The organism is Streptomyces sp. NPDC043176 (assembly GCF_056436715.1).
This window is the reverse complement of the sequence record NZ_JBWKCA010000020.1, coordinates 98,527-120,776: the sequence shown is the minus strand read 5'-3', so window position 1 is coordinate 120,776 and position 22,250 is coordinate 98,527. Positions and strand designations below refer to the sequence as shown.

Sequence of the window (22,250 nt, the reverse complement as noted above, 5' to 3'; positions counted from 1 at the left end):
GTCCGCTCACCCCCGCCGGGGTCCATGCGTTCGAGGCCCGGCTGCGACCGGGGCGCTCAGCCGCCGAGACCTGCGGTCGGCGATCCACCGGCCCACCGTGCGCTCAGCCACCGCCAGGGTCCTGTGCGGTCCCCGGCCGACTGGCCCCGCTGCGCTCCGCCGCCAGGGCTCCTGCGGTCCCGGCCCACCGGGCCGCCGTGGGCTCAGATGCCGTCGGGGTCCTTGCGGTCGAGGGCGGGGTGGGTGCCGGGGCTGGACTCGGTGAGGAGGTAGTCGGCGGCGGCGCGGTCCGTCACGAGGCTGGTGACGAGGCCGGAGCGGAGTACCGCGCCGATCGCGGCCGCCTTGCGCTGTCCGCCGGCGATCGCGACGACCTCGGGGATGCGGCGCAGCCGGTCCGCCTCGACGGTGATGCAGCGCTCGCCGAGGTCGCGGCCGACCCGCCGGCCCTCGGTGTCGAAGAGGTGGGCCGACATCTCGGCGGCGACGCCCAGGGAGGCGTAGTGGGCCCGCTCGGCGTCGGAGAGCATGTCGTGGACGGTCGAGATGCCGGGCTCCCAGGAGCCGATGGAGACGCAGGCGACGGTCACCTTGTCGAAGTACTCGAAGGCGCGGGCGATGCCGGTCTGGCTGCGCAGGGCCGCGGCGGTGGCCGGGTCGGGGAGCAGCATGGGCGCGTAGATGGGGTGGGCCTCGCCGCCGGAGACCTGGGCGGCGCGCCGCACCGCCTCGACCGAGCCGCGCTCGGCGGTGCCGGCGTCGTACACGCCCGTGAGCTGGACGACGGTGCAGGGCGGCAGCCGGTCGAGGGCCGCGGCCATGTGGATGGTGGAGCGGCCCCAGGCCAGGCCGAGGACGTCGCCCTCGGTGACCAGCTCGCCGAGGAGGTCGGCCGCGACCTCGCCGAGGTTCTCCGGGTCGGGCGACTCGTCGTCTCCCTCCGCCGGGGACTCGACGACGACGGCGTGGCGGAGCCCGTAGCGGGCACGGAGCGCGTCGGAGCGCTCGGCGTCCAGCTCGGCCGGTACGCGGATCTCGATCCGTACGAGATCGCGCTCCAGGGCGGTCTCCAGGACCCGGGCCACCTTGAAGCGGCTCACGCCGAACTCCTCGGCGATCTGGATCTTGGACTTGCCCTCGAGGTAGAAGCGGCGGGCCATGGCCGCCGCCTGCACCAGCTCCGCGGGGCCCATCCGCAGGGCTGACCGTCCCGCCGACATTCCCGCCACCGCGATCTCCTCACTGCTGTTCACGTACCGCTGTTCACGTACGGAAGTCACGTACCGATGCCGTTCACACTTCTGGACTCGTCGTTCATCCTGTCAGATCCGGCGGCCCTTGATCAGTCCTGTCGGCGGCCCGACCGAGCCCGTTCATCCGCCGGAGGCTCAGTGGCCACACGCCCACGCGGCGGAGGCCGTCGCGGCCTCGGCGCGGGCCCGCAGCGAGGCGACGGCGGCGGCCGGGTCGGCCGCGCCGTACACCGCGGAGCCCGCGACGAAGACGTCGGCGCCGGCCTCGGCGCACCGCTCGATGGTGGACTCGGCGACCCCGCCGTCGACCTGGAGCCAGAGCTCCAGACCGTGCTTGGAGATCAGTTCCCGGGTGCGGCGGATCTTGGGCAGCATGATGTCGAGGAACGCCTGGCCGCCGAAGCCGGGCTCGACGGTCATGATCAGGAGCATGTCGAGCTCGGGGAGCAGGTCCTCGTACGGCTCGATGGGCGTGGCCGGCTTGAGTGCCATCGAGGCGCGCGCGCCCTTGGCCCGGATCTCCCGCGCGAGCCTCACCGGGGCGGCGGCCGCCTCGACGTGGAAGGTCACCGACCCGGCGCCCGCCTCCACGTACTGCGGGGCCCAGCGGTCCGGGTCCTCGATCATCAGGTGGCAGTCGAGCGGGGTGTCCGTGGCCCGGGCCAGGGACTCCACGATCGGCACGCCCAGCGTCAGGTTGGGCACGAAGTGGTTGTCCATCACATCGACGTGCAGCCAGTCGGCACCTCCGACAGCCTTCGCCTCATCGGCGAGCCGGGCGAAGTCCGCGGACAGGATGCTGGGGTTGATCTGCGCCATGTGCCAAGCCTCCCACGTTCTTGGGTACTTCTTTGCCGCTGAGCGGTTTCGGTTCCGGTCCAGACCAATTTCGGTACGAAACGACGAGGACCGGACCGGGACGGACCGGGAGATTACGGTCAGGCGGTACGGCGCAGCAGCGCCAGGTACATCGCGTCCGTACCGTGCAGATGCGGCCACAGCTGTACGTCCGGGCCGTCGCCGAGGGCGGGGACGCCGGGCAGCAGCGGGCGGGCGTCGATCAGTTCGGCGCCCCCGACCTTCTTCAGGACGTCGTCGACGACCACCCGGGTCTCCGCCAGGTGCGGCGAGCAGGTCGCGTACCCCACCACTCCGCCGACGCGCACCGCACTCAGCGCCTCGGTGAGCAGCGCGCGCTGGAGCGGCGCGAAGCCGTCCAGGTCCTCGGGGCGGCGGCGCCAGCGGGCCTCCGGGCGGCGGCGCAGGGCGCCGAGGCCGGAGCAGGGCACGTCCATCAGGACGCGGTCGAAGGAGCCGGGGCGCCACGGCGGCCGGGTGCCGTCGGCCGCGATCACCTGGTACGGCCCGGGGTTGCCGGCGAGCGCGCGCTCGACGAGCCGGGCGCGGTGCGGCTGCTTCTCGGAGGCCAGCAGCGCGGCGCCGCGCCCGGAGGCCAGCGCGGCCAGCAGCGCGGCCTTGCCGCCGGGTCCCGCGCAGCCGTCGAGCCAGCGGGCGTCGGAGCCTTCCAGGGGCGCGTTCGCCAGGGCGATCGCGACGAGCTGGCTGCCCTCGTCCTGGACGCCGGCCCGGCCCTCCTTCACCGCCTCGATGGCGCCGGGCTCGCCGCCCTCGGCCATCCGCAGGGCGTACGGGGACCAGCGGCCCGGCAGCGTCTCGGTGGCCGCCGCGAGCTCCTCGGTCGTGGCGCGGCCGGGCCGGGCGACGAGGGTGACCTCGGGCCGCTCGTTGTCGGCCTCCAGGAGGTCCTCGATGCCCGCGCGGCCGCCGCCGAGCGCGTCCCAGAGCGCCGAGACGACCCAGCGGGGGTGCGAGTGGACGACGGCGAGGTGGTCCTCGGCGTCGTCCTCGTACGGCGGGGCGACCTGCGCCACCCAGGCGTCGAGGTCCTGCTGCGAGATCTTCCGCAGGACGGCGTTCACGAACTTGGCCCGGCCGTCGCCGAGCACCACCCGGGCCAGCTCGACGCTCGCGGAGACGGCGGCGTGCGTCGGGATCCGGGTGCCAAGGAGCTGGTGGGCGCCGAGGGAGAGGACGTCGAGCACGGGCGGGTCGACCTCGCGCAGCGGCCGGTCGACGCACGCCGAGATGATCGCGTCGTACGTGCCCTGGCGGCGCAGCGTCCCGTACACGAGCTCGGTCGCCAGCGCCGCGTCCCGGCCGTCGAAGTCGCCCTTCTCCCGCGCCTTCCTCAACAGCGGGGGCAGCACCAGGTTCGCGTAGGCGTCCCGCTCGTCCACCGCCCTCAGCGCCTCGAAGGCCAGCATCCGGACCGGGTCCTTCTGGGGCCTCCGGTAGGGCTTGTGGGGACGGCGACGTGCCTGCTCGCTCAAAGGTGCTCCGCGTGACGAAATGACGAGGTCGAACATGCCGGCCCCGAAGCGGCCGGTCCACCAAGCCTACGTCCGCCGCCTCCCCCGCCGCGCCCGAGGGCTGCTACGAGCCCAGGCGCTCGCCGGCGGCGATGCGGACGCCGCGGGCCCAGTCCGCGGCCTTCATCGGCTTCTTGCCCTGGGGCTGGACCCAGAGCAGTTCGACGGCGTAGGAGCCGGTGCCGGCGTAGACGTCGTTCTTGCCGGCGGAGAGCTCGCCGGGAGCGAGGTCCGTGCGGTCCGGGAGGGGGGTCACCTGGATGAGCTTGAGGCGCTCGCCGCGGAAGACCGTCCAGGCACCGGGCGCGGGGGTGCAGCCGCGGACCACGCGGTCCACCCGCAGGGCGGGGGCGGCGAAGTCGACGTGCGCGTCCTCGACCTGGATCTTGGGGGCGAGGGTGACGCCCTCGACGGGCTGCGGGACGGCGTGCAGGGCGCCGTCCTCGATGCCGTCCATGGTGGCGGCGAGGAGTCCGGCGCCCGCGAAGGCGAGCCGGGTCAGCAGGTCGCCGCTGGTGTCGGTGGGGCGGATGTCCTCGGTGACGACGCCGTAGACCGGACCGGAGTCGAGGCCCTCCTCGATCAGGAAGGTGGACGCGCCGGTCACCTCGTCGCCGGCCATCAGGGAGTGCTGCACGGGGGCCGCGCCGCGCCACGCGGGCAGCAGCGAGAAGTGCAGGTTGACCCAGCCGCGGGCGGGGATGTCGAGGGCGACCTTGGGCAGCAGCGCGCCGTAGGCGACGACCGGGCAGCAGTCCGGCGCGATCTCCCGCAGCCGGGCCAGGAACTCCTCGTCGCGCGGCCTGGCCGGCTTCAGGACCTCGATCCCGGCCTCCTCGGCCCGCTGGGCCACCGGGCTGGCGACGAGCCGCCGGCCGCGCCCCGCCGGAGCGTCCGGCCGGGTGACCACGGCCGCCACCTCGTGCCGGCCGGAGGCGAGCAGGGCGTCCAGTGCGGGTACGGCGACCTCGGGGGTGCCTGCGAAGACGAGCTTCATGAGTGGCGACTGCCTGTCTCTCCGGGGGCTTTACGGGCAGCGCACCAGTCTAGGCGCCCGTATAGCAGGGGGCGTACGTGAGGACGAGCGCCCCGCGCATATGCGTGTACGCCCCCGCAGCGTGACCCAACTCCCGGTGGCGCGTTGGTCAAGAGAGATTGACCGAATCGGGTCGCCGTTCCTCCCTGCGACCCGCCCCTTACACGCCGGTTCGAGAGGCTTTCACATGGCCGACCACGCAACCCACGACGCCCAAGCCCGGGCGAGTCTGCACCTTTTGGTGCGGGACATCGAGCGGGTCCGGCGGCAGGTGGACGCACTGCGCACGCTCACGGCCCAGCTGGGCAATGTCTACCGCCCTCGCCGCTCCGGCCCGTCGACGGGCTTCGTCGTCTACGGGCGCGCGCCCGCCCCCACCGTACGGCTCGCCCAGGAGCTGCGGGACAGCGTCGAGACCCTGGTGACCGCCGCGGTCGACTTCGACCGTTCGCTCGGGTTCTCGTGGGACGCGGTCGGTTCCGCGCTCGGAGTCACCAAGCAGGCCGTCCACCGCCGCTACGGCGCCCGGCGCGCGCCCCAGCAGGGCGTCGCCGTCGACCAGGACCACGCCGCGGAGCCGGGCGCGACCCGCACGCTCCCCGCGGTTCCGGCCGCGCGGTCGATGCCCCCGCAGCCCACCTCGGGCAGCGTCACCCTCCGCGAGGACCCCCGCCCGCCCGCCTTCCCCGGCCTGCGCAACGGCTGACCCGCCCGATCCCGACGGCCGCCCGTCCCCCGCAAAGGGGGCGGGCGGCCGTCGCCGTCGCAGCGCGTACGGACCCCGGGCGGAGCGCCGCACGGGCACGGGGCAACACGCCGGGCGGAGCGCCTCACGGACGCAGGGCCGGACGCCGGGCAGGACGCCTGGGCAGGACGTCCTTCAGGACTCCGTGCGGACGCCGGGCAGGAGGCCGTTCGGTGTGCCGTTCAGCCGATGTCCGGCGGGTCGACGCGGATCCGGACCGGTTCACCGCCGCCGCGCGCCATGCGGGCGGCCCGTGCCTGCTTGAGCGCGGCCGCGAGGGCGGCGCCGCTCCCCGGCGGGACGCGGACCAGGGCGCGCTCCCACTGCTCGCCCGGCGGCGGGTCGCCGGGTCTGCGGGGACCGCCGGGACGGACGACGGGCAGCGGCACCGGCCCGAGGATCTCCGCGTCCGCGGGCAGCCCGGCCGCCGCCAGGAACCCCTCGACGGCCTCGGGCGGGCCCGTCACCGCGGCCATCCGGGAGACCGGCGGGAAGCCCAGCTCGGCCCGCTCGGCCAGCTCGCGCTGGGCGTGCCCGACCGGGTCCCAGCGGACCAGCGCCTGGACGGGCCGGAGCGTCGGCTCGGCCACCACGACGACCGTGCCGCCGTCCGCCTGGCCCCGCACCAGCGAGGCCGCGTCGATCCAGCGGCGCAGCGCCTCCTCCCCGGCCCGCAGGTCGGGGCGGCCGAGCATGGCCCAGCCGTCGAGGAGCAGCGCCGCCGCGTAGCCGCCGTCGGCGACCGGTTCGGCGCCGGGGGTCGAGACGACGAGGGCGGGGCGCCCGGGCACGCTGTCCAGGACGTGGTCGCGTCCGGAGGTCCGTACGGGAACGGCCGGGAACGCCCGGCCCAGCTCCTCCGCCGTCCGCCGCGCGCCCACGATCTGGGCGCGCAGCCGGTTCGATCCGCACGCCACGCAGTGCCAGTCGGGCGCGCCCCGGCCGCACCAGCCGCACCGCAGCTCCTGCTGCTCGGGCGCCTCCAGGGGGCCCGCGCAGTGCCGGCAGCGGGCGGGCGTCCGGCACCGCTCGCAGGCGAGTTTCGGCACGTATCCCCGCCGGGGCACCTGGACGAGCACCGGACCGCTCTTGAGGCCCTCCCGCACGGTCTGCCAGGCGAGCGAGGGGAGCCGGGCCGCGCGCGCCGCCTCGTCGCGGGCGAGGTCGCCGTCGCCGACGGTCCGGATCAGCGGGGCGGCCCTGCGGACCTGCTCGCGGCCTGCGGTCAGCGCCTCGGCCCAGCCCGACTCGACGAGCTGGGCCGCCTCGACGGTGCAGCCGGTGCCCCCGAGCAGGAAGGCACACCGGTCCTGGCCGGCGCGCAGGATGAGCACCTCGCGCGCGTGGGGCTGCGGGGCGTGCGGTTCGCTGTGGCTGCCGTCGCCGTCGTCCCAGATGACCACGAGCCCGAGGTCCCGCACGGGCGCGAACATCGCGGCCCGGGTGCCCACGACCGCCCGTACCGCTCCGCGCCGCACCGCGAGCCACTGCGCGTACCGCTTCTCCGGTCCGGCCTCGGCGGTCAGCAGCGCGTGCCGCCCCTCCCCCAGGACGTCGTTCAGGGCCGCGTCGACGCGGCCCGCGGCCCGGCCGTCGGGGACGACGACGAGCGCGCCCCGGCCCGACGCCAGGGTCGCGGCGACGGCCCGGGCGATCTCCTCGGCCCAGTACGGCCCCGGGAGCGCGTTCCACACCGCCCGGGGCGCCCCGCCGCGGGCCAGCGAGTCCAGGAACGCCGTCCCCCGCTCGTACCGCGTCCAGCTTCCCGGCTCCGGAGGGCCGGGCGGCGGCAGCGGCGCCGGGGAGGGGCGGCCTTCGGCGCGGGCGCTGCGGGGCGGCACGGCGAGCTGGAGCACGTCCGCGAGGCTTCCCGCGTACCGGTCGGCGACGGCGCGGGCGAGACCGAGCAGTTCGGGTCCGAGGACCGGTTCGGGCGAGACGACGTCGGCGAGCGCGGCGAGCGGTCCGGAGTAGTCCGAGGTGGCCCGGCGCTCGACGAGGAAGCCGTCGATCAGCCGGCCGCCTTCCCTGCGCCCGTTCTTGACCTGGTGCGCGCCGGCGCCGAACCGCACGCGCACCCGCACTCCGGGCCGTGCCACCTCGCCCAGCTCCTCGGGCACGGCGTAGTCGAAGAACTGGTCGAGGTGGAGCGCCCCCTTGTTCACCACGACCCTGGCGACCGGCAGCTCCTTGGCCAGCGCGGCTCCGCGCCAGGTCCGCGGCTTGGCCCGCGGCACCTTCGCCGTCCGCACGGTCTCCCGAATGAGCGCGAGCTGCTCGGGTTCGTCGGACTTCTCGTTCTCGCTGCTCACAGCCCCATACCTACCAGACGCCACCGACAGCCGGGCACGACCGAAGCCCGGCACCTCTTCGAGGGGTACCGGGCTTCGGTCGCGTACGCGCGATTACAGGCCGGCGGCCTTCTTCAGCGCGTCCACGCGGTCCGTGCGCTCCCAGGTGAAGTCCGGCAGCTCGCGGCCGAAGTGGCCGTAGGCGGCGGTCTGGGAGTAGATCGGGCGGAGCAGGTCGAGGTCGCGGATGATCGCGGCCGGGCGGAGGTCGAAGACCTCGGCGATGGCGTTCTCGATCTTCTCGATCTCGACGGTGTTGGTGCCGAAGGTCTCGACGAAGAGGCCGACAGGCTCGGCCTTGCCGATCGCGTAGGCGACCTGGACCTCGCAGCGCGCGGCGAGGCCGGCGGCGACGACGTTCTTGGCGACCCAGCGCATGGCGTAGGCGGCCGAGCGGTCGACCTTGGACGGGTCCTTGCCGGAGAAGGCACCGCCACCGTGGCGGGCCATGCCGCCGTAGGTGTCGATGATGATCTTGCGGCCGGTGAGGCCGGCGTCGCCCATCGGGCCGCCGATCTCGAAGCGGCCGGTCGGGTTCACCAGGAGGCGGTAGCCGTCGGTGTCGAGCTTGATGCCGTCCTCGACGAGCTGCTTGAGCACGTGCTCGACGACGAACTCGCGGATGTCGGGCGCGAGCAGCGACTCCAGGTCGATGTCGGAGGCGTGCTGCGAGGAGACGACGACCGTGTCGAGGCGGACTGCCTTGTCGCCGTCGTACTCGATGGTGACCTGGGTCTTGCCGTCGGGGCGCAGGTACGGGATGGTCCCGTTCTTGCGGACCTCGGTGAGGCGGCGGGACAGCCGGTGCGCGATGTGGATCGGCAGCGGCATCAGCTCGGGGGTCTCGTCCGAGGCGTAGCCGAACATCAGGCCCTGGTCGCCGGCGCCCTGCTTGTCGAGCTCGTCCTCGTCACCCTCGACCCGCTTCTCGTACGCGGTGTCGACACCCTGGGCGATGTCCGGGGACTGGGATCCGATGGACACCGACACGCCGCAGGAGGCGCCGTCGAAGCCCTTCTTCGAGGAGTCGTAACCGATCTCGAGGATCTTGTTCCGGACGAGGGTCGGGATGTCCGCCCACGCCTTGGTGGTCACCTCACCGGCGACGTGCACGAGGCCGGTGGTGATCAGCGTCTCGACGGCGACGCGAGAGGTGGGGTCCTCCCGCAGCAGTGCGTCGAGGATGGTGTCGCTGATCTGGTCAGCGATCTTGTCGGGGTGACCCTCGGTGACGGACTCCGAGGTGAACAGACGACGGGACACAACGCTCCCTGGGGTTGCAGCGGCTGCTGGCTACTCGTGACGCGGACCGGCAGGGGGCTGCGCCCCGCGACGTTCCACGAACAGTCTATCGGTCGTGGTCGGGGTGTGGACCAGGTGTCTCGCCAGACGAATGGCACGGGAGGCGCGGAACCGGCCTCCGGCAAGGGGAAGATCACTCTTCGGGTGGGACACAGATCACTCGCGACCCGGCGTTTCTCGCCTCCGGTGCGTCACCCCCGGCGCGCCGACGGGCGGCGAAACCTGTCAGGTCGCGGCCCGCAGCCGCGGCAGGACGAGGTCCCAGACCGTCTCGGCGAGCGCTTCCTTCGGCCCGTACGGCACAGGGGTCTCGGCACCGTCCGAGGCGAGGACGACCGCCTCGTTCTCCTCGGAGCCGAAGGTCTTGCGCTCCCCCACCTCGTTGACCACGAGCAGGTCGCAGCCCTTGCGGCGGAGCTTCTCGCGCCCGTTGGCGAGGACGTCGTCGGTCTCGGCGGCGAAGCCGACGACCACCTGGCCGGGCAGTGCGCGGTCGGCGGACAGCTCGGCGAGGATGTCGGGGTTGCGGACCAGCTCGACGGTGGGGGCGCCGCCGTCGTCCTTCTTCTTGATCTTCCCGGCGGCGTAGACCGCCGGGCGGAAGTCGGCCACGGCCGCGGCCATCACCACGGCGTCGGCGTCCGCGGCGGCCTTCAGCACGGCCTCGCGGAGCTGGACGGCGGTGCCGACGTGGACCACGTCGACGCCGGCCGGGTCCGGGATGCCGGTGTTGGCCTCGACCAGGGTCACCCGGGCGCCCCGGGCGGCGGCCGCCCTGGCGAGCGCGTAGCCCTGCTTGCCGGAGGAGCGGTTGCCCAGGTAGCGCACGGGGTCGAGGGGCTCGCGGGTGCCGCCCGCGCTGACCACGACGTGCCGGCCGGCCAGGTCGGGGGCGGTGACGCCGCGCGCGAGGATCCGCCGGCAGATCTCGAAGATCTCCGCCGCGTCGGGCAGCCGGCCCTTGCCGGTGTCGACGCCGGTGAGGCGGCCGACCGCGGGCTCGATGACGACGGCGCCGCGGCGGCGGAGGGTGGCCACGTTCTCCTGGGTCGCCGGGTGTTCCCACATCTCGGTGTGCATGGCGGGGGCGAAGACGACCGGACAGCGCGCGGTGAGCAGCGTGTTGGTGAGGAGGTCGTCGGCGAGGCCGTGGGCCGCCTTGGCGAGCATGTCGGCGGTGGCGGGGGCGACGACGACGAGGTCGGCGCCCTGGCCGATCCGGACGTGCGGCACCTCGTGGACGGACTCCCACACCTCGGTCGAGACCGGGTTGCCGGACAGCGCGGACCAGGTGGCCGCCCCGACGAAGTGCAGGGCGGAGTCGGTGGGCACGACCCGGACGTCGTGGCCCGATTCGGTGAGCCGGCGCAGCAGCTCGCACGCCTTGTAGGCGGCGATGCCGCCACTGACCCCCAGAACGACCTTCGGCTTGGCCACGACTTCCACGACTCCCCGCACTCGGACGCGCACTCGGATGCGTACGACTCCATGAGACACCACGGGCCCGGCGGATGTTCCGCCGGGCCCGTGGTGACAAGCGTTACAAGCTGTACGTGCTTACTGAGCCGGGCCCTCGATGGCCTCGGACGTCAGCAGACCCGCGTTGATCTCCCGCAGGGCGATCGAGAGCGGCTTCTCGTGGACGTGGGTGTCGACGAGCGGACCCACGTACTCCAGCAGGCCCTCGCCGAGCTGGGAGTAGTACGCGTTGATCTGACGCGCGCGCTTGGCCGCGTAGATCACGAGGCTGTACTTCGAGTCCGTGGCCTCGAGCAGCTCGTCGATCGGCGGGTTGATGATGCCCTCGGGCGCAGTCATGGAAGAGGACACGCTCTACCTTCCGAAGATGGAGAAAAAATCAGGAATGCCGTGAAGTTCGGGGTCCCACGGCCTCAGCCGTTGTTGTCCAGGTCCCCAGATGACAGCAGCATCAACGTTAGCAGCTCGCGTGCGACGTCCTCGACGGAGGTGTTGACGAGCGTCGTGTCGAACTCCGACTCGGCGGCCAGCTCGACCTTCGCGGCGTCCAGCCGGCGCGCGATGACCTCGGGGGACTCGGTGCCCCGGCCGGTGAGCCGGCGGACCAGCTCCTCCCAGCTCGGCGGGGCCAGGAAGACCAGCTGGGACTCCGGCATGGAGTCCTTGACCTGGCGGGCGCCCTGGAGGTCGATCTCCAGGAGGACGGGCTCCCCGGAGTCCAGGCGCTCGAGGACCGCCCCGCGAGGGGTGCCGTAGCGGTTGCCCGCGAACTCGGCCCATTCGAGGAGCTCACCGTTGGCGATCAGCTTGTCGAACTCGTCGTCCGCCACGAAGAAGTAGTGGACGCCGTGCTTCTCGCCGGGGCGGGGCTTCCGTGTCGTCGCCGACACCGAGAGCCAGACCTCGGGGTGGACCTTGCGCATATGAGCGACGACCGTGCTCTTGCCGACCCCTGAGGGGCCGGAGAGCACGGTCAGCCGCGGACGTACCTCTGCTGCCATGCAGCGATTATTCCAGCTTTACCGGTGTGCCCGGGACGCGCGTCCCGGATCAGGCGCCGGTGCTGCCGAACTCGCGCTCCAGGGAGGCGATCTGGTTGGAGCCGAGACCCCGGACGCGGCGGCTCTCGGAGATGCCGAGACGCTCCATGATCTGCTTGGCGCGGACCTTGCCCACGCCCGGCAGGGACTCGAGGAGCGCGGAGACCTTCATCTTGCCGATGACGTCGTTCTCCTGGCCGGTCTTGATCACCTCGTGGAGCGAGGCACCGGAGTGCTTGAGTCGATTCTTGATCTCGGCCCGCTCCCGGCGAGCCGCGGCGGCCTTCTCGAGCGCGGCTGCGCGCTGTTCAGGGGTAAGGGGCGGAAGAGCCACGCCTACGTCACCTCGGATGTCGATCTGTCGGATACGGACCGGTGAGGAACCCAGCGCCCCCACACCAGTGGAGCAACGCCCAACGCAGTGGTGCTGAACGCCTGCTCTGCCCCGGAGACTAGCGGCCGAGGCCGCTCCCGTCAGCGAGAACAGCGGAAAAGTCCTGGTCAGCATCGACCGACCAGGACTTTTCCGGCAAAACGACCCTGTTTTGAGCCAAGTTTTCGTCAAGTAGTGAGACGGTCCGGCGAGACGGGTCGTCCCACCGGGCCGAAACGGCTCCCACCTGCGGCTTGACCGGAGACCCCGGAGAGGATCACCCGGACGCCCGCGCGGGATCGTCCGCGGACCCCTCAGGCGCCGACCGCGGCCCGGACCTCGTCCGCGTACCGGTGAGCCGAGTCCCGCAGAGCGGCCGCGTCCGGTCCGTTCCTCAGGACGCCGCGGCTGACGTTCGGGACGACGTTGCGCACCGCCGCGCCGAAGACGGCGGGGAGGTCGGCCGCGGTCGCGCCCTGGGCACCGATGCCGGGGGCGAGCAGCGGCCCGTTGATGTCCAGGTCGAACGAGGACAGGTCGCCGAGGGTGGCACCGACGACCGCGCCGAAGGAGCCCAGGGGGGTCTCCCCCGCGTTCTCCGCCGCCAGGTGGGCCAGCATGGTCGCGCCGATGGTCCGGCCGTCCTCGCGGACCGCGCGCTGGACCTCGGCGCCCTCCGGGTTGGAGGTGAGGGCCAGCACGAAGAGCCCGGCGCCGGACTCGCGGGCCAGCTCGACGGCCGGCGCGAGGGAGCCGTAGCCCAGGTACGGGGAGACCGTGAGGGCGTCGGAGAAGAGCGGGGAGTCCTTGCGCAGGAAGGTCTCGGCGTACGCGGCCATGGTGGAGCCGATGTCACCGCGCTTGGCGTCCATCACGACCAGGCCGCCCGCGGCGCGCAGATCGGCCACGGCGCGCTCCAGGACGGCGATGCCGCGCGAGCCGAAGCGCTCGAAGAAGGCGGACTGCGGCTTGAAGACGGCCACGGTCTCGGCGAGCGCCTCGACGACGGTGAAGGTGAAGCGCTCGAGACCGGCGATGTCGTCGCTCAGGCCCCAGGAGCCGAGCAGGGCGGCGTGCGGGTCGATGCCGACGCAGAGGGGGCCGCGCTCGTCCATGGCGGAGCGCAGGCGGGTACCGAAGGAGAGGGTCACTTGGCGGCCTTTCGGTTGTCGGCGCCGACGGCCTCGGCGAGGGTGGCGTACGGGGAGGCGGCGAGGCGCGCGGCGAGGCCCTTGTGGATCGCGCGGGCGTAGAACGGGCCCTCGTAGACGAAGGCGCTGTAGCCCTGGATCAGGGTGGCGCCGGCGAGGATGCGCTGCCAGGCGTCCTCGGCGTTCTCGATGCCGCCGACGCCCACGAGGACCAGGCGGTCGCCCACGCGCGCGTGGAGGCGGCGCAGGACGGCCAGGGAGCGCTCCTTGACGGGCGCGCCGGACAGGCCGCCGGTCTCCTTGATCAGGGCGGGGTCGGACTTCAGCCCGAGGCCCTCGCGGGCGATGGTGGTGTTGGTGGCGATGATGCCGTCCAGGCCGAGCTCCAGGGCGAGGTCGGCGACCGCGTCGACGTCCTCGTCGGCCAGGTCGGGGGCGATCTTGACCAGGAGGGGGACGCGGCGGCCGGTGACCGAGCGGTCGGCGGCCTCGCGTACGGCCGTGAGCAGCGGGCGCAGGGATTCGGTGGCCTGGAGGTTGCGCAGCCCGGGGGTGTTCGGCGAGGAGACGTTCACGACGAGGTAGTCGGCGTGGGCGGCGAGGCGCTCGGTGGACTTCACGTAGTCGGCGGCGGCCTCGGCCTCCGGGACGACCTTGGTCTTGCCGATGTTCACGCCGACGACGGTCCTGAAGACCGGCACGCGCGCGCGGAGGCGCTCGGCGACGGCGGCGGAACCCTCGTTGTTGAAGCCCATGCGGTTGATCAGGGCGCGGTCCTGGACCAGCCGGAAGAGGCGCTTCCTCGGGTTGCCGGGCTGGGCCTCGCCGGTGACGGTGCCGATCTCGATGTGGTCGAAGCCGAGCATCGACATGCCGTCGATGGCCACGGCGTTCTTGTCGAAGCCGGCGGCGAGGCCGAAGGGGCCGTGCATCCGCAGGCCCAGGGCCTCGGTGCGGAGCTCCTCGTACCGGGGCGCGAGGACGGCGGCGACGAAGGTGCGCAGGACGGGGACGCGGGCGGCCAGACGGATCCAGCGGAAGGCCAGGTAGTGGGCCTTCTCGGGGTCCATGCGCTTGAAGACGACGGTGAAGAAGAACTTGTACATGCGGGGAGTCCAGGTGTGCTCATGAAGAGGGGGACACCGCTGTGTTCCGGTGTCCCCCTCTTCGTACGGGCTGCTAGTCGCGGGCCGCGGTCAGATGCTCCGCGTGTTCCTGGAGCGAGCGGACGCCGACGTCGCCGCGGTTGAGCGCGTCGATGCCCTGGACGGCGGCGGCGAGCGCCTGGACCGTGGTGAGGCACGGGACGCTGCGGGCCACCGCGGCCGTACGGATCTCGTAGCCGTCGAGGCGGCCGCCGGTGCCGTACGGGGTGTTGACGATCAGGTCGACCTGGCCGTCGTGGATCAGCTGGACGATCGTCTTCTCGCCGTTCGGGCCCTCGCCCTCGCTGAGCTTGCGCACGATCGTGGCGTTGATGCCGTTGCGCTTGAGGACCTCGGCGGTGCCGGAGGTGGCGAGCAGCTCGAAGCCGTGGGCGACGAGCTCGCGGGCCGGGAAGATCATCGAGCGCTTGTCGCGGTTGGCGACGGAAATGAACGCGCGGCCCTTGGTGGGCAGCGGGCCGTAGGCGCCGGCCTGCGACTTGGCGTACGCCGTGCCGAAGACCGCGTCGATGCCCATGACCTCGCCGGTGGAGCGCATCTCCGGGCCGAGGACGGTGTCGACGCCGCGCCCGTGGATGTCGCGGAAGCGGCTCCACGGCATCACGGCCTCCTTGACGGAGATCGGCGCGTCGATCGGCAGGGTGCCGCCGTCGCCGTTCTTCGGCAGCAGGCCCTCCTCGCGCAGTTCGGCGATGGTGGCGCCGAGCGAGATGCGGGCGGCGGCCTTCGCGAGCGGGACGGCGGTCGCCTTCGAGGTGAAGGGGACGGTCCGGGAGGCGCGCGGGTTGGCCTCCAGGACGTAGAGGATGTCACCCGCCATCGCGAACTGGATGTTGATCAGGCCGCGGACGCCGACGCCCTTGGCGATCGCCTCGGTGGAGATGCGCAGGCGCTTGATGTCGAAGCCGCCGAGGGTGATCGGGGGCAGGGCGCAGGCCGAGTCGCCGGAGTGGATGCCGGCCTCCTCGATGTGCTCCATGACGCCGCCGAGGTAGAGCTCGTGGCCGTCGTAGAGCGCGTCGACGTCGATCTCGATGGCGTCGTCGAGGAAGCGGTCGACCAGGACCGGCCGGGTGGGGCTGATCTCGGTGGACTCGGCGATGTACGACTCGAGGCGGGCCTCGTCGTACACGATCTCCATGCCGCGGCCGCCCAGCACGTACGAGGGGCGCACGAGGACGGGGTAGCCGATCTCGTCGGCGATGGCCTTGGCGCCGGCGAAGGTGGTCGCGGTGCCGTGCTTCGGGGCCGGGAGGCCGGCCTCGGCGAGGACCCGGCCGAAGGCGCCGCGGTCCTCGGCGGCGTGGATGGCCTCGGGGGAGGTGCCGACGACGGGCACGCCGTTGTCCTTGAGCGCCTGGGCCAGACCCAGCGGGGTCTGGCCGCCGAGCTGGACGACGACGCCGGCGACGGGGCCGGCCAGCGTCTCGGCGTGGACGATCTCCAGCACGTCCTCGAGCGTCAGCGGCTCGAAGTACAGGCGGTCGGAGGTGTCGTAGTCGGTGGAGACGGTCTCCGGGTTGCAGTTGACCATCACGGTCTCGTAGCCGGCGTCGCTCAGGGCGAAGGAGGCGTGGACGCAGGAGTAGTCGAACTCGATGCCCTGGCCGATGCGGTTCGGGCCGGAGCCCAGGATGATCACGGCGGGCTTCTCGCGCGGGGCGACCTCGCTCTCCTCGTCGTACGAGGAGTAGAAGTACGGGGTCTTGGCGGCGAACTCGGCGGCGCAGGTGTCGACCGTCTTGTAGACCGGGCGGACGCCGAGGGCGTGCCGGACCTCGCGGACGACGTCCTCGCGCAGGCCGCGGATCTCGGCGATCTGGGCGTCGGAGAAGCCGTGGCGCTTGGCCTCGGCGAGGAGCTCGGGCTCGAGCTTCTCGGCGTCGGCCAGCTCGTCGGCGATCTCCTTGATCAGGAAGAGCTGGTCGACGAACCACGGGTCGATCTTCGTGGCGTCGAAGACCTCCTGCGGGGTGGCACCGGCGCGGATGGCCTGCATGACCGTGTTGATGCGGCCGTCGGTCGGGCGGACGGACTCGCGCAGCAGCTCGGCCTTGTCGCCGGGCTCGCCGACGAAGGTGAACTGCGAGCCCTTCTTCTCCAGGGAGCGCAGGGCCTTCTGCAGGGCCTCGGTGAAGTTGCGGCCGATCGCCATGGCCTCGCCGACCGACTTCATGGTCGTGGTGAGGGTGGAGTCTGCCTGCGGGAACTTCTCGAAGGCGAAGCGCGGGGCCTTGACGACGACGTAGTCGAGCGTGGGCTCGAAGGACGCCGGGGTCTTCTCCGTGATGTCGTTCGGGATCTCGTCCAGCGTGTAGCCGACGGCGAGGCGGGCCGCGATCTTGGCGATCGGGAAGCCGGTCGCCTTGGAGGCGAGCGCCGAGGAGCGGGAGACGCGGGGGTTCATCTCGATGACGATGATCCGGCCGTCGACCGGGTCGATCGCGAACTGGATGTTGCAGCCGCCGGTGTCGACGCCGACCTCGCGGATGATCGCGATGCCGATGTCGCGGAGCCGCTGGTACTCGCGGTCGGTGAGGGTCATCGCCGGGGCGACGGTGATCGAGTCACCGGTGTGGACGCCCATCGGGTCGAAGTTCTCGATGGAGCAGACGACCACGACGTTGTCGGCCTTGTCGCGCATCAGCTCCAGCTCGTACTCCTTCCAGCCGAGGATGGACTCCTCCAGGAGCACCTCGGTGGTCGGGGAGAGCGTGAGGCCCTGGCCGGCGATGCGGCGCAGCTCGTCCTCGTCGTGGGCGAAGCCGGAGCCAGCGCCGCCCATGGTGAAGGAGGGGCGGACGACGACGGGGTAGCCGCCGAGCGTCTCGACGCCCTTGAGGACGTCGTCCATGGAGTGGCAGATGACCGAGCGGGCGGACTCGCCGTAGCCGATCTTGGCCTTGACGGCCTCGACGACGCCCTTGAAGAGGTCGCGGTCCTCGCCCTTGTGGATGGCCTCGACGTTGGCGCCGATGAGCTCGACGCCGTACTTCTCCAGGACGCCCTGCTCGTGCATGGAGATCGCGGTGTTGAGCGCGGTCTGGCCGCCGAGGGTGGGCAGGAGCGCGTCGGGGCGCTCCTTGGCGATGATCTTCTCGACGAACTCGGGGGTGATCGGCTCGACGTACGTGGCGTCGGCGATCTCCGGGTCGGTCATGATCGTGGCCGGGTTGGAGTTGACCAGGATCACCCGCAGGCCCTCGGCCTTGAGGATGCGGCACGCCTGGGTGCCGGAGTAGTCGAACTCGGCGGCCTGGCCGATGACGATCGGGCCGGAGCCGATGACCAGGACGGACTGGATATCGGTGCGCTTAGGCACGCTCGGCCTCCATCAGGGATACGAAGCGGTCGAAGAGGTACGCGGCGTCGTGCGGGCCCGCGGCCGCCTCGGGGTGGTACTGGACGGAGAAGGCCGGCTGGTCGAGCAGCTGGAGGCCTTCCACGACGTCGTCGTTCAGGCAGACGTGGGAGACCTCGGCGCGCCCGAAGGGGGTGTCGGAGACCTTGTCGAGGGGCGCGTCGACGGCGAAGCCGTGGTTGTGCGCGGTGACCTCGACCTTGCCGGTGGTGCGGTCCTGGACGGGCTGGTTGATGCCCCGGTGGCCGTACTTCAGCTTGTAGGTGCCGAAGCCGAGGGCTCGGCCGAGGATCTGGTTGCCGAAGCAGATGCCGAAGAGCGGGGTCCTGCGCTCCAGGACGGCGCGCATGACGGCGACGGGGCCGTCGGCCGTGGCCGGGTCGCCCGGGCCGTTGGAGAAGAAGACGCCGTCCGGGTTCACCGCGTAGATGTCCTCGGCGGTGGCGGTGGCGGGCAGCACGTGGACCTCGATGCCGCGCTCGGCCATCCGGTGCGGGGTCATGCCCTTGATGCCGAGGTCGACGGCGGCGACGGTGAACTTCTTCGTGCCGATCGCGGGGACGACGTACGTCTCCTTGGTGGCGACCTCGGCGGCGAGGTTCGCGCCCTTCATCTGGGGCTGCTCCTGCACCTTGGCGAGGAGGGCCTCGTCGCGGACGCCGGTCCAGGCGTCGCCGGAGAAGATGCCGACGCGCATGGCGCCGCGCTCGCGCAGGTGGCGGGTGAGGGCGCGGGTGTCGATGCCGGAGATGCCGACGACGCCCTGGCGCTCCAGCTCCTCGTCCAGCGAGCGCCGGGAGCGCCAGTTGGAGGAGACGCGGGCGGGGTCGCGGACGACGTAGCCGGAGACCCAGATGCGGCCGGACTCGGGGTCCTCGTCGTTGACGCCGGTGTTGCCGACGTGCGGGGCCGTCATGACGACGACCTGGCGGTGGTACGACGGGTCGGTGAGGGTCTCCTGGTAGCCGGTCATGCCGGTGGAGAACACGGCCTCGCCGAAGGTCTCCCCCACGGCCCCGTAGGCGCGGCCGCGGAAGATGCGGCCGTCCTCCAGGACGAGTACGGCGGGAGCCTTGGCGGCTCCCCTGGTGGAGGTCGTCATCGTGCGATGCCTTCCGTCGTGTCGGTCATGGAATTGATGGCTTCGACCCAGGCGGTGTGCTCGGCCGCCCGGTCGGAGCGGAAGCCGGAGTCGAGCAGCTTCTCGCCGTGGGCCCAGGTGACGATCAGCAGGCCGCCCTCGGCGAGGACCTTGCCCGCGATGCCCTTGTCGAGGCGGGCCTCGCGCAGGGCGTCGGCCGGGACGAAGAAGTCGTTCGCCCCGGGGCGTACGACCGCGATCCCGGCGTCGGTGAGGGTGAGCTCGACGCGGCTGCGGGTGCCGAGGCCGTGGGCGACGATCCGGTCGAGCCACTGCCCGGCGGTCGTGGACCCGTGGTAGCGCCCGCTGAGAGTCAGTCTCGCCGCACCGGGCTCCTGCGGCGCGGTGGGCAGCTCGGGCAGGTCCGACTGGAGGCTGCCGCGCCATTTCCATCCCTGGCGCATCAGCCAGTAGACGAAGGCGATGAAGAGCAGCAGTCCGGCGACCCAGCCGAGCCTGCCGGCCCAGTCGGTCACCTCCGCCGACTTCTGATCGGCTGCCTCCGCGGCGATTGTGATGAGTGGTGTCACGCCAGCTTCCCGTCCACGACCGTTGCCCGGCCCCGCAGGAAGGTGTGGGTGACGCGTCCCGGCAGCTCGCGACCCTCGTAGGGGGTGTTGCGGCTGCGGGAGGCGAAGTCCGCGGGGTCCACGACACCACGGTAAGCCGGATCGACCAGCGTGAGGTTCGCGGGCTCACCAGCCGAGACGGGGCGTCCGTGGCCGCTCGCCCGTCCGATGCGCGCGGGGGCGAAGGACATCCGGTCGGCGACGCCGGCCCAGTCGAGGAGGCCGGTCTCGACCATCGTCTGCTGGACGACGGAGAGCGCGGTCTCCAGGCCGACCATGCCCATGGCGGCCGCGGCCCACTCGCAGTCCTTGTCCTCGTGCGGGTGCGGGGCGTGGTCGGTGGCGACGATGTCGATCGTGCCGTCGGCCAGCGCCTCGCGCAGGGCGAGGACGTCCTTCTCGGTGCGCAGCGGCGGGTTGACCTTGTAGACCGGGTTGTACGAGCGGACCAGCTCGTCCGTGAGGAGGAGGTGGTGCGGGGTGACCTCGGCGGTGACGTCGATGCCGCGGGACTTGGCCCAGCGGACGATCTCGACGGAGCCGGCGGTGGAGAGGTGGCAGATGTGGACGCGGGAGCCGACGTGCTCGGCGAGGAGGACGTCGCGGGCGATGATCGACTCCTCGGCGACGGCCGGCCAGCCGCCGAGACCGAGTTCGGCGGAGACGATGCCCTCGTTCATCTGGGCACCCTCGGTGAGGCGGGGCTCCTGGGCGTGCTGGGCGACGACGCCGCCGAAGGCCTTCACGTACTCCAGGGCGCGGCGCATGATCACGGCGTCGTCGACGCACTTGCCGTCGTCGGAGAAGACGGTGACGCCGGCGGCGGAGTCGTGCATGGCGCCGAGCTCGGCGAGCTTCCTGCCCTCCAGGCCGACGGTGACGGCGCCGATGGGCTGCACGTCGCAGTAGCCGGACTCCTTGCCGAGGCGGTAGACCTGCTCGACGACGCCGGCGGTGTCGGCGACCGGGTGGGTGTTGGCCATGGCGAAGACGGCGGTGTAGCCGCCGGAGGCGGCGGCGCGGGTGCCGGTGAGGACGGTCTCGGAGTCCTCGCGGCCGGGCTCGCGCAGGTGGGTGTGGAGGTCGACCAGGCCGGGCAGCAGGATCTGGCCGCTCGCCTCGATGACCTGGGTGACGCCGTCGGCCGACACCCCGGGTCCGACCTCGACGATGGTCTCGCCGTCGATGAGGACGTCCTGGGCCTCGCCGCCGAGGACCTTCGCACCGCGGATAAGGATCTTGCTCATGGTTACTTGCTCTCCTCGGTACGGGTGTGGCTGACGGCGGACTCGTTGCCGCCCAGAAGCAGGTAGAGGACGGCCATCCGGACGGAGACGCCGTTGCTGACCTGCTCGACGACCGTGCAGCGGTCGGAGTCGGCGACCTCGGCGGTGATCTCCATGCCGCGGACCATGGGTCCGGGGTGCATGACGATGGCGTGCTCGGGCATCTTCGCCATCCGCTCGCCGTCGAGCCCGTAGCGGCGCGAGTACTCGCGCTCGGTCGGGAAGAAGGCGGCGTTCATCCGCTCGCGCTGCACACGCAGCATCATCACCGCGTCGGACTTCGGCAGCACGCTGTCGAGGTCGTACGAGATCTCGCAGGGCCAGGTCTCGACGCCGACGGGGACCAGGGTGGGCGGGGCCACCAGGGTGACCTCGGCGCCGAGGGTGTGGAGCAGGTCGACGTTGGAGCGGGCGACCCGGCTGTGCAGGACGTCGCCCACCAGCGTGATCCGCTTGCCCGCGAGGTCCTGGCCGAGGCCGGCGTCGCGGCCGACCAGGCGGCGGCGCATGGTGAAGGCGTCCAGGAGGGCCTGGGTGGGGTGCTGGTGGGTGCCGTCGCCGGCGTTGATGACGGGGGCGTCGATCCAGCCGGAGGTGGCGAGCCGGTAGGGCGCGCCGGAGGCGCCGTGCCGGATGACGACCGCGTCGACGCCCATGGCCTCCAGGGTCTGCGCGGTGTCCTTGAGGGACTCGCCCTTGGAGACGCTGGAGCCCTTGGCCGCGAAGTTGATCACGTCGGCGGAGAGGCGCTTCTCGGCCGCCTCGAAGGAGATCCGGGTCCGGGTGGAGTCCTCGAAGAACAGGTTGCAGATGGTCCGGCCGCGCAGGGTCGGCAGCTTCTTGATCGGCCGGTCGGCCACCCGGGCCATCTCCTCGGCCGTGTCGAGGATCTGGACGGCGTCGTCGCGGGTGAGGTCGGCGGCCGAGATGAGGTGACGCATCATCGGGGTGTCTCTCCGTGGTGGGGAGGTGTGAGGACATGCGGGAGCGCAGGGGTGTGCCCCGGACCCGCGGGCAGGCCGGTCCGGCTAGGAGGCGGTCCTGGTGCCGAGCAGCACGGTGTCGCGACCGTCCTCCTCGGCGAGCTGGACCTTGACCGTCTCCCGCAGCGACGTGGGGAGGTTCTTGCCGACGTAGTCGGCGCGGATCGGGAGTTCGCGGTGGCCGCGGTCGACGAGGACCGCGAGCTGGACGGCGCGCGGGCGGCCGATGTCGCCGAGGGCGTCGAGGGCGGCGCGGATGGTGCGGCCGGAGAAGAGCACGTCGTCGACGAGGACGACCAGGCGGCCGTCGACGCCGTCACCGGGGATCTCGGTGCGGCCGATGGCGCGGGCGGGCTTCAGCCGGAGGTCGTCCCGGTACATGGTGATGTCGAGGGAGCCGACCGGGACCTTGGCGCCGGTGATCGACTCGAGCTTCTCGGCGAGCCGGCGGGCGAGGAACACGCCGCGGGTGGGAATGCCGAGGAGGACCACGTCGTCGGCGCCCTTGGCGCGCTCGACGATCTCGTGGGCGATGCGGGTCAGGACCCGCGCGATGTCGGGGGCCTCGAGGACGGGCCGGGCGTCATCGCCTTCGTACTGCTGGGTGTCCATGGGAAACGGACC

At 72.4% G+C, this 22,250-nt stretch carries 19 protein-coding genes; 1 reads left to right on the top strand and 18 read right to left on the bottom strand.

The window, feature by feature from the left end:
* Nucleotides 1-203: 203 nt before the first annotated feature.
* The 4 genes from AC067A_RS28335 to fmt form a co-directional block, all read right to left on the bottom strand.
* Entirely contained in the window at nucleotides 204-1,220 is a 1,017-nt protein-coding gene (locus tag AC067A_RS28335; protein ID WP_479245337.1) for a sugar-binding transcriptional regulator, read from the bottom strand.
* Nucleotides 1,221-1,388: 168 nt separating this feature from the next.
* Nucleotides 1,389-2,072 (bottom strand): ribulose-phosphate 3-epimerase, encoded by a 684-nt coding sequence (gene rpe, locus AC067A_RS28330; protein ID WP_041128223.1) that lies wholly within the window; start codon nucleotides 2,070-2,072, stop codon nucleotides 1,389-1,391.
* Nucleotides 2,073-2,191: 119 nt separating this feature from the next.
* Nucleotides 2,192-3,604, bottom strand: a complete 1,413-nt coding sequence (locus AC067A_RS28325) for an RsmB/NOP family class I SAM-dependent RNA methyltransferase (protein ID WP_479245309.1) — start codon at nucleotides 3,602-3,604, stop codon at nucleotides 2,192-2,194.
* Nucleotides 3,605-3,707: 103 nt separating this feature from the next.
* Entirely contained in the window at nucleotides 3,708-4,640 is a 933-nt protein-coding gene (gene fmt, locus AC067A_RS28320) for a methionyl-tRNA formyltransferase (RefSeq protein WP_479245308.1), read from the bottom strand.
* A gap of 226 nt (nucleotides 4,641-4,866) precedes the next feature.
* Between fmt and AC067A_RS28315 the strand changes: the two genes are divergently transcribed.
* Nucleotides 4,867-5,385, top strand: a complete 519-nt coding sequence (locus AC067A_RS28315; protein ID WP_479245307.1) for a hypothetical protein — start codon at nucleotides 4,867-4,869, stop codon at nucleotides 5,383-5,385.
* Nucleotides 5,386-5,606: 221 nt separating this feature from the next.
* Here the strand turns inward: AC067A_RS28315 and AC067A_RS28310 are convergent, their stop codons facing one another.
* From AC067A_RS28310 to pyrR, 14 genes are all read right to left on the bottom strand, one after another.
* Nucleotides 5,607-7,736: a primosomal protein N' gene (locus tag AC067A_RS28310; RefSeq protein ID WP_479245306.1), complete on the bottom strand. Its 2,130-nt coding sequence runs from the start codon at nucleotides 7,734-7,736 to the stop codon at nucleotides 5,607-5,609.
* Nucleotides 7,737-7,829: 93 nt separating this feature from the next.
* Nucleotides 7,830-9,038 carry a methionine adenosyltransferase gene (metK, locus tag AC067A_RS28305; protein WP_479245305.1) on the bottom strand — a complete coding sequence of 403 codons (1,209 nt, stop codon included), beginning with the start codon at nucleotides 9,036-9,038 and terminating at the stop codon, nucleotides 7,830-7,832.
* Between the two features lie 264 nt (nucleotides 9,039-9,302).
* A complete protein-coding gene (gene coaBC / locus AC067A_RS28300) occupies nucleotides 9,303-10,514 on the bottom strand; it encodes a bifunctional phosphopantothenoylcysteine decarboxylase/phosphopantothenate--cysteine ligase CoaBC (protein ID WP_479245304.1) in 1,212 nt (403 codons plus the stop codon).
* A 120-nt stretch (nucleotides 10,515-10,634) separates the two neighbouring features.
* The gene (gene rpoZ, locus AC067A_RS28295; protein WP_017242218.1) at nucleotides 10,635-10,907 is read right to left on the bottom strand and encodes a DNA-directed RNA polymerase subunit omega; all 273 of its coding nucleotides are present in this window, start codon (nucleotides 10,905-10,907) and stop codon (nucleotides 10,635-10,637) included.
* Between the two features lie 62 nt (nucleotides 10,908-10,969).
* Nucleotides 10,970-11,557, bottom strand: a complete 588-nt coding sequence (gene gmk, locus AC067A_RS28290) for a guanylate kinase (protein ID WP_479245303.1) — start codon at nucleotides 11,555-11,557, stop codon at nucleotides 10,970-10,972.
* A 49-nt stretch (nucleotides 11,558-11,606) separates the two neighbouring features.
* Nucleotides 11,607-11,930 (bottom strand): integration host factor, encoded by a 324-nt coding sequence (locus AC067A_RS28285; RefSeq protein ID WP_017242220.1) that lies wholly within the window; start codon nucleotides 11,928-11,930, stop codon nucleotides 11,607-11,609.
* A gap of 353 nt (nucleotides 11,931-12,283) precedes the next feature.
* Entirely contained in the window at nucleotides 12,284-13,120 is an 837-nt protein-coding gene (gene pyrF / locus AC067A_RS28280; protein ID WP_479245302.1) for an orotidine-5'-phosphate decarboxylase, read from the bottom strand.
* Complete coding sequence (locus AC067A_RS28275) at nucleotides 13,117-14,226, bottom strand: quinone-dependent dihydroorotate dehydrogenase (RefSeq protein ID WP_479245301.1); 1,110 nt, start codon at nucleotides 14,224-14,226, stop codon at nucleotides 13,117-13,119. The genes pyrF and AC067A_RS28275 overlap by 4 nt, the downstream gene beginning before the upstream one ends.
* Nucleotides 14,227-14,299: 73 nt before the next feature.
* A complete protein-coding gene (carB, locus tag AC067A_RS28270; RefSeq protein ID WP_479245300.1) occupies nucleotides 14,300-17,608 on the bottom strand; it encodes a carbamoyl-phosphate synthase large subunit in 3,309 nt (1,102 codons plus the stop codon).
* On the bottom strand, nucleotides 17,601-18,749 hold the full coding sequence (gene carA, locus AC067A_RS28265; protein ID WP_479245299.1) for a glutamine-hydrolyzing carbamoyl-phosphate synthase small subunit: 1,149 nt from the start codon (nucleotides 18,747-18,749) through the stop codon (nucleotides 17,601-17,603). Before carA ends, carB begins: the two co-directional genes overlap by 8 nt.
* Complete coding sequence (locus AC067A_RS28260; RefSeq protein WP_479245298.1) at nucleotides 18,746-19,318, bottom strand: PH-like domain-containing protein; 573 nt, start codon at nucleotides 19,316-19,318, stop codon at nucleotides 18,746-18,748. The genes carA and AC067A_RS28260 overlap by 4 nt, the downstream gene beginning before the upstream one ends.
* On the bottom strand, nucleotides 19,315-20,604 hold the full coding sequence (locus AC067A_RS28255; RefSeq protein ID WP_479245297.1) for a dihydroorotase: 1,290 nt from the start codon (nucleotides 20,602-20,604) through the stop codon (nucleotides 19,315-19,317). Before AC067A_RS28255 ends, AC067A_RS28260 begins: the two co-directional genes overlap by 4 nt.
* Nucleotides 20,605-20,606: 2 nt before the next feature.
* Nucleotides 20,607-21,587 carry an aspartate carbamoyltransferase catalytic subunit gene (locus AC067A_RS28250; protein ID WP_479245296.1) on the bottom strand — a complete coding sequence of 327 codons (981 nt, stop codon included), beginning with the start codon at nucleotides 21,585-21,587 and terminating at the stop codon, nucleotides 20,607-20,609.
* A gap of 84 nt (nucleotides 21,588-21,671) precedes the next feature.
* A complete protein-coding gene (gene pyrR / locus AC067A_RS28245; protein WP_479245295.1) occupies nucleotides 21,672-22,238 on the bottom strand; it encodes a bifunctional pyr operon transcriptional regulator/uracil phosphoribosyltransferase PyrR in 567 nt (188 codons plus the stop codon).
* Nucleotides 22,239-22,250 lie beyond the last annotated feature (12 nt).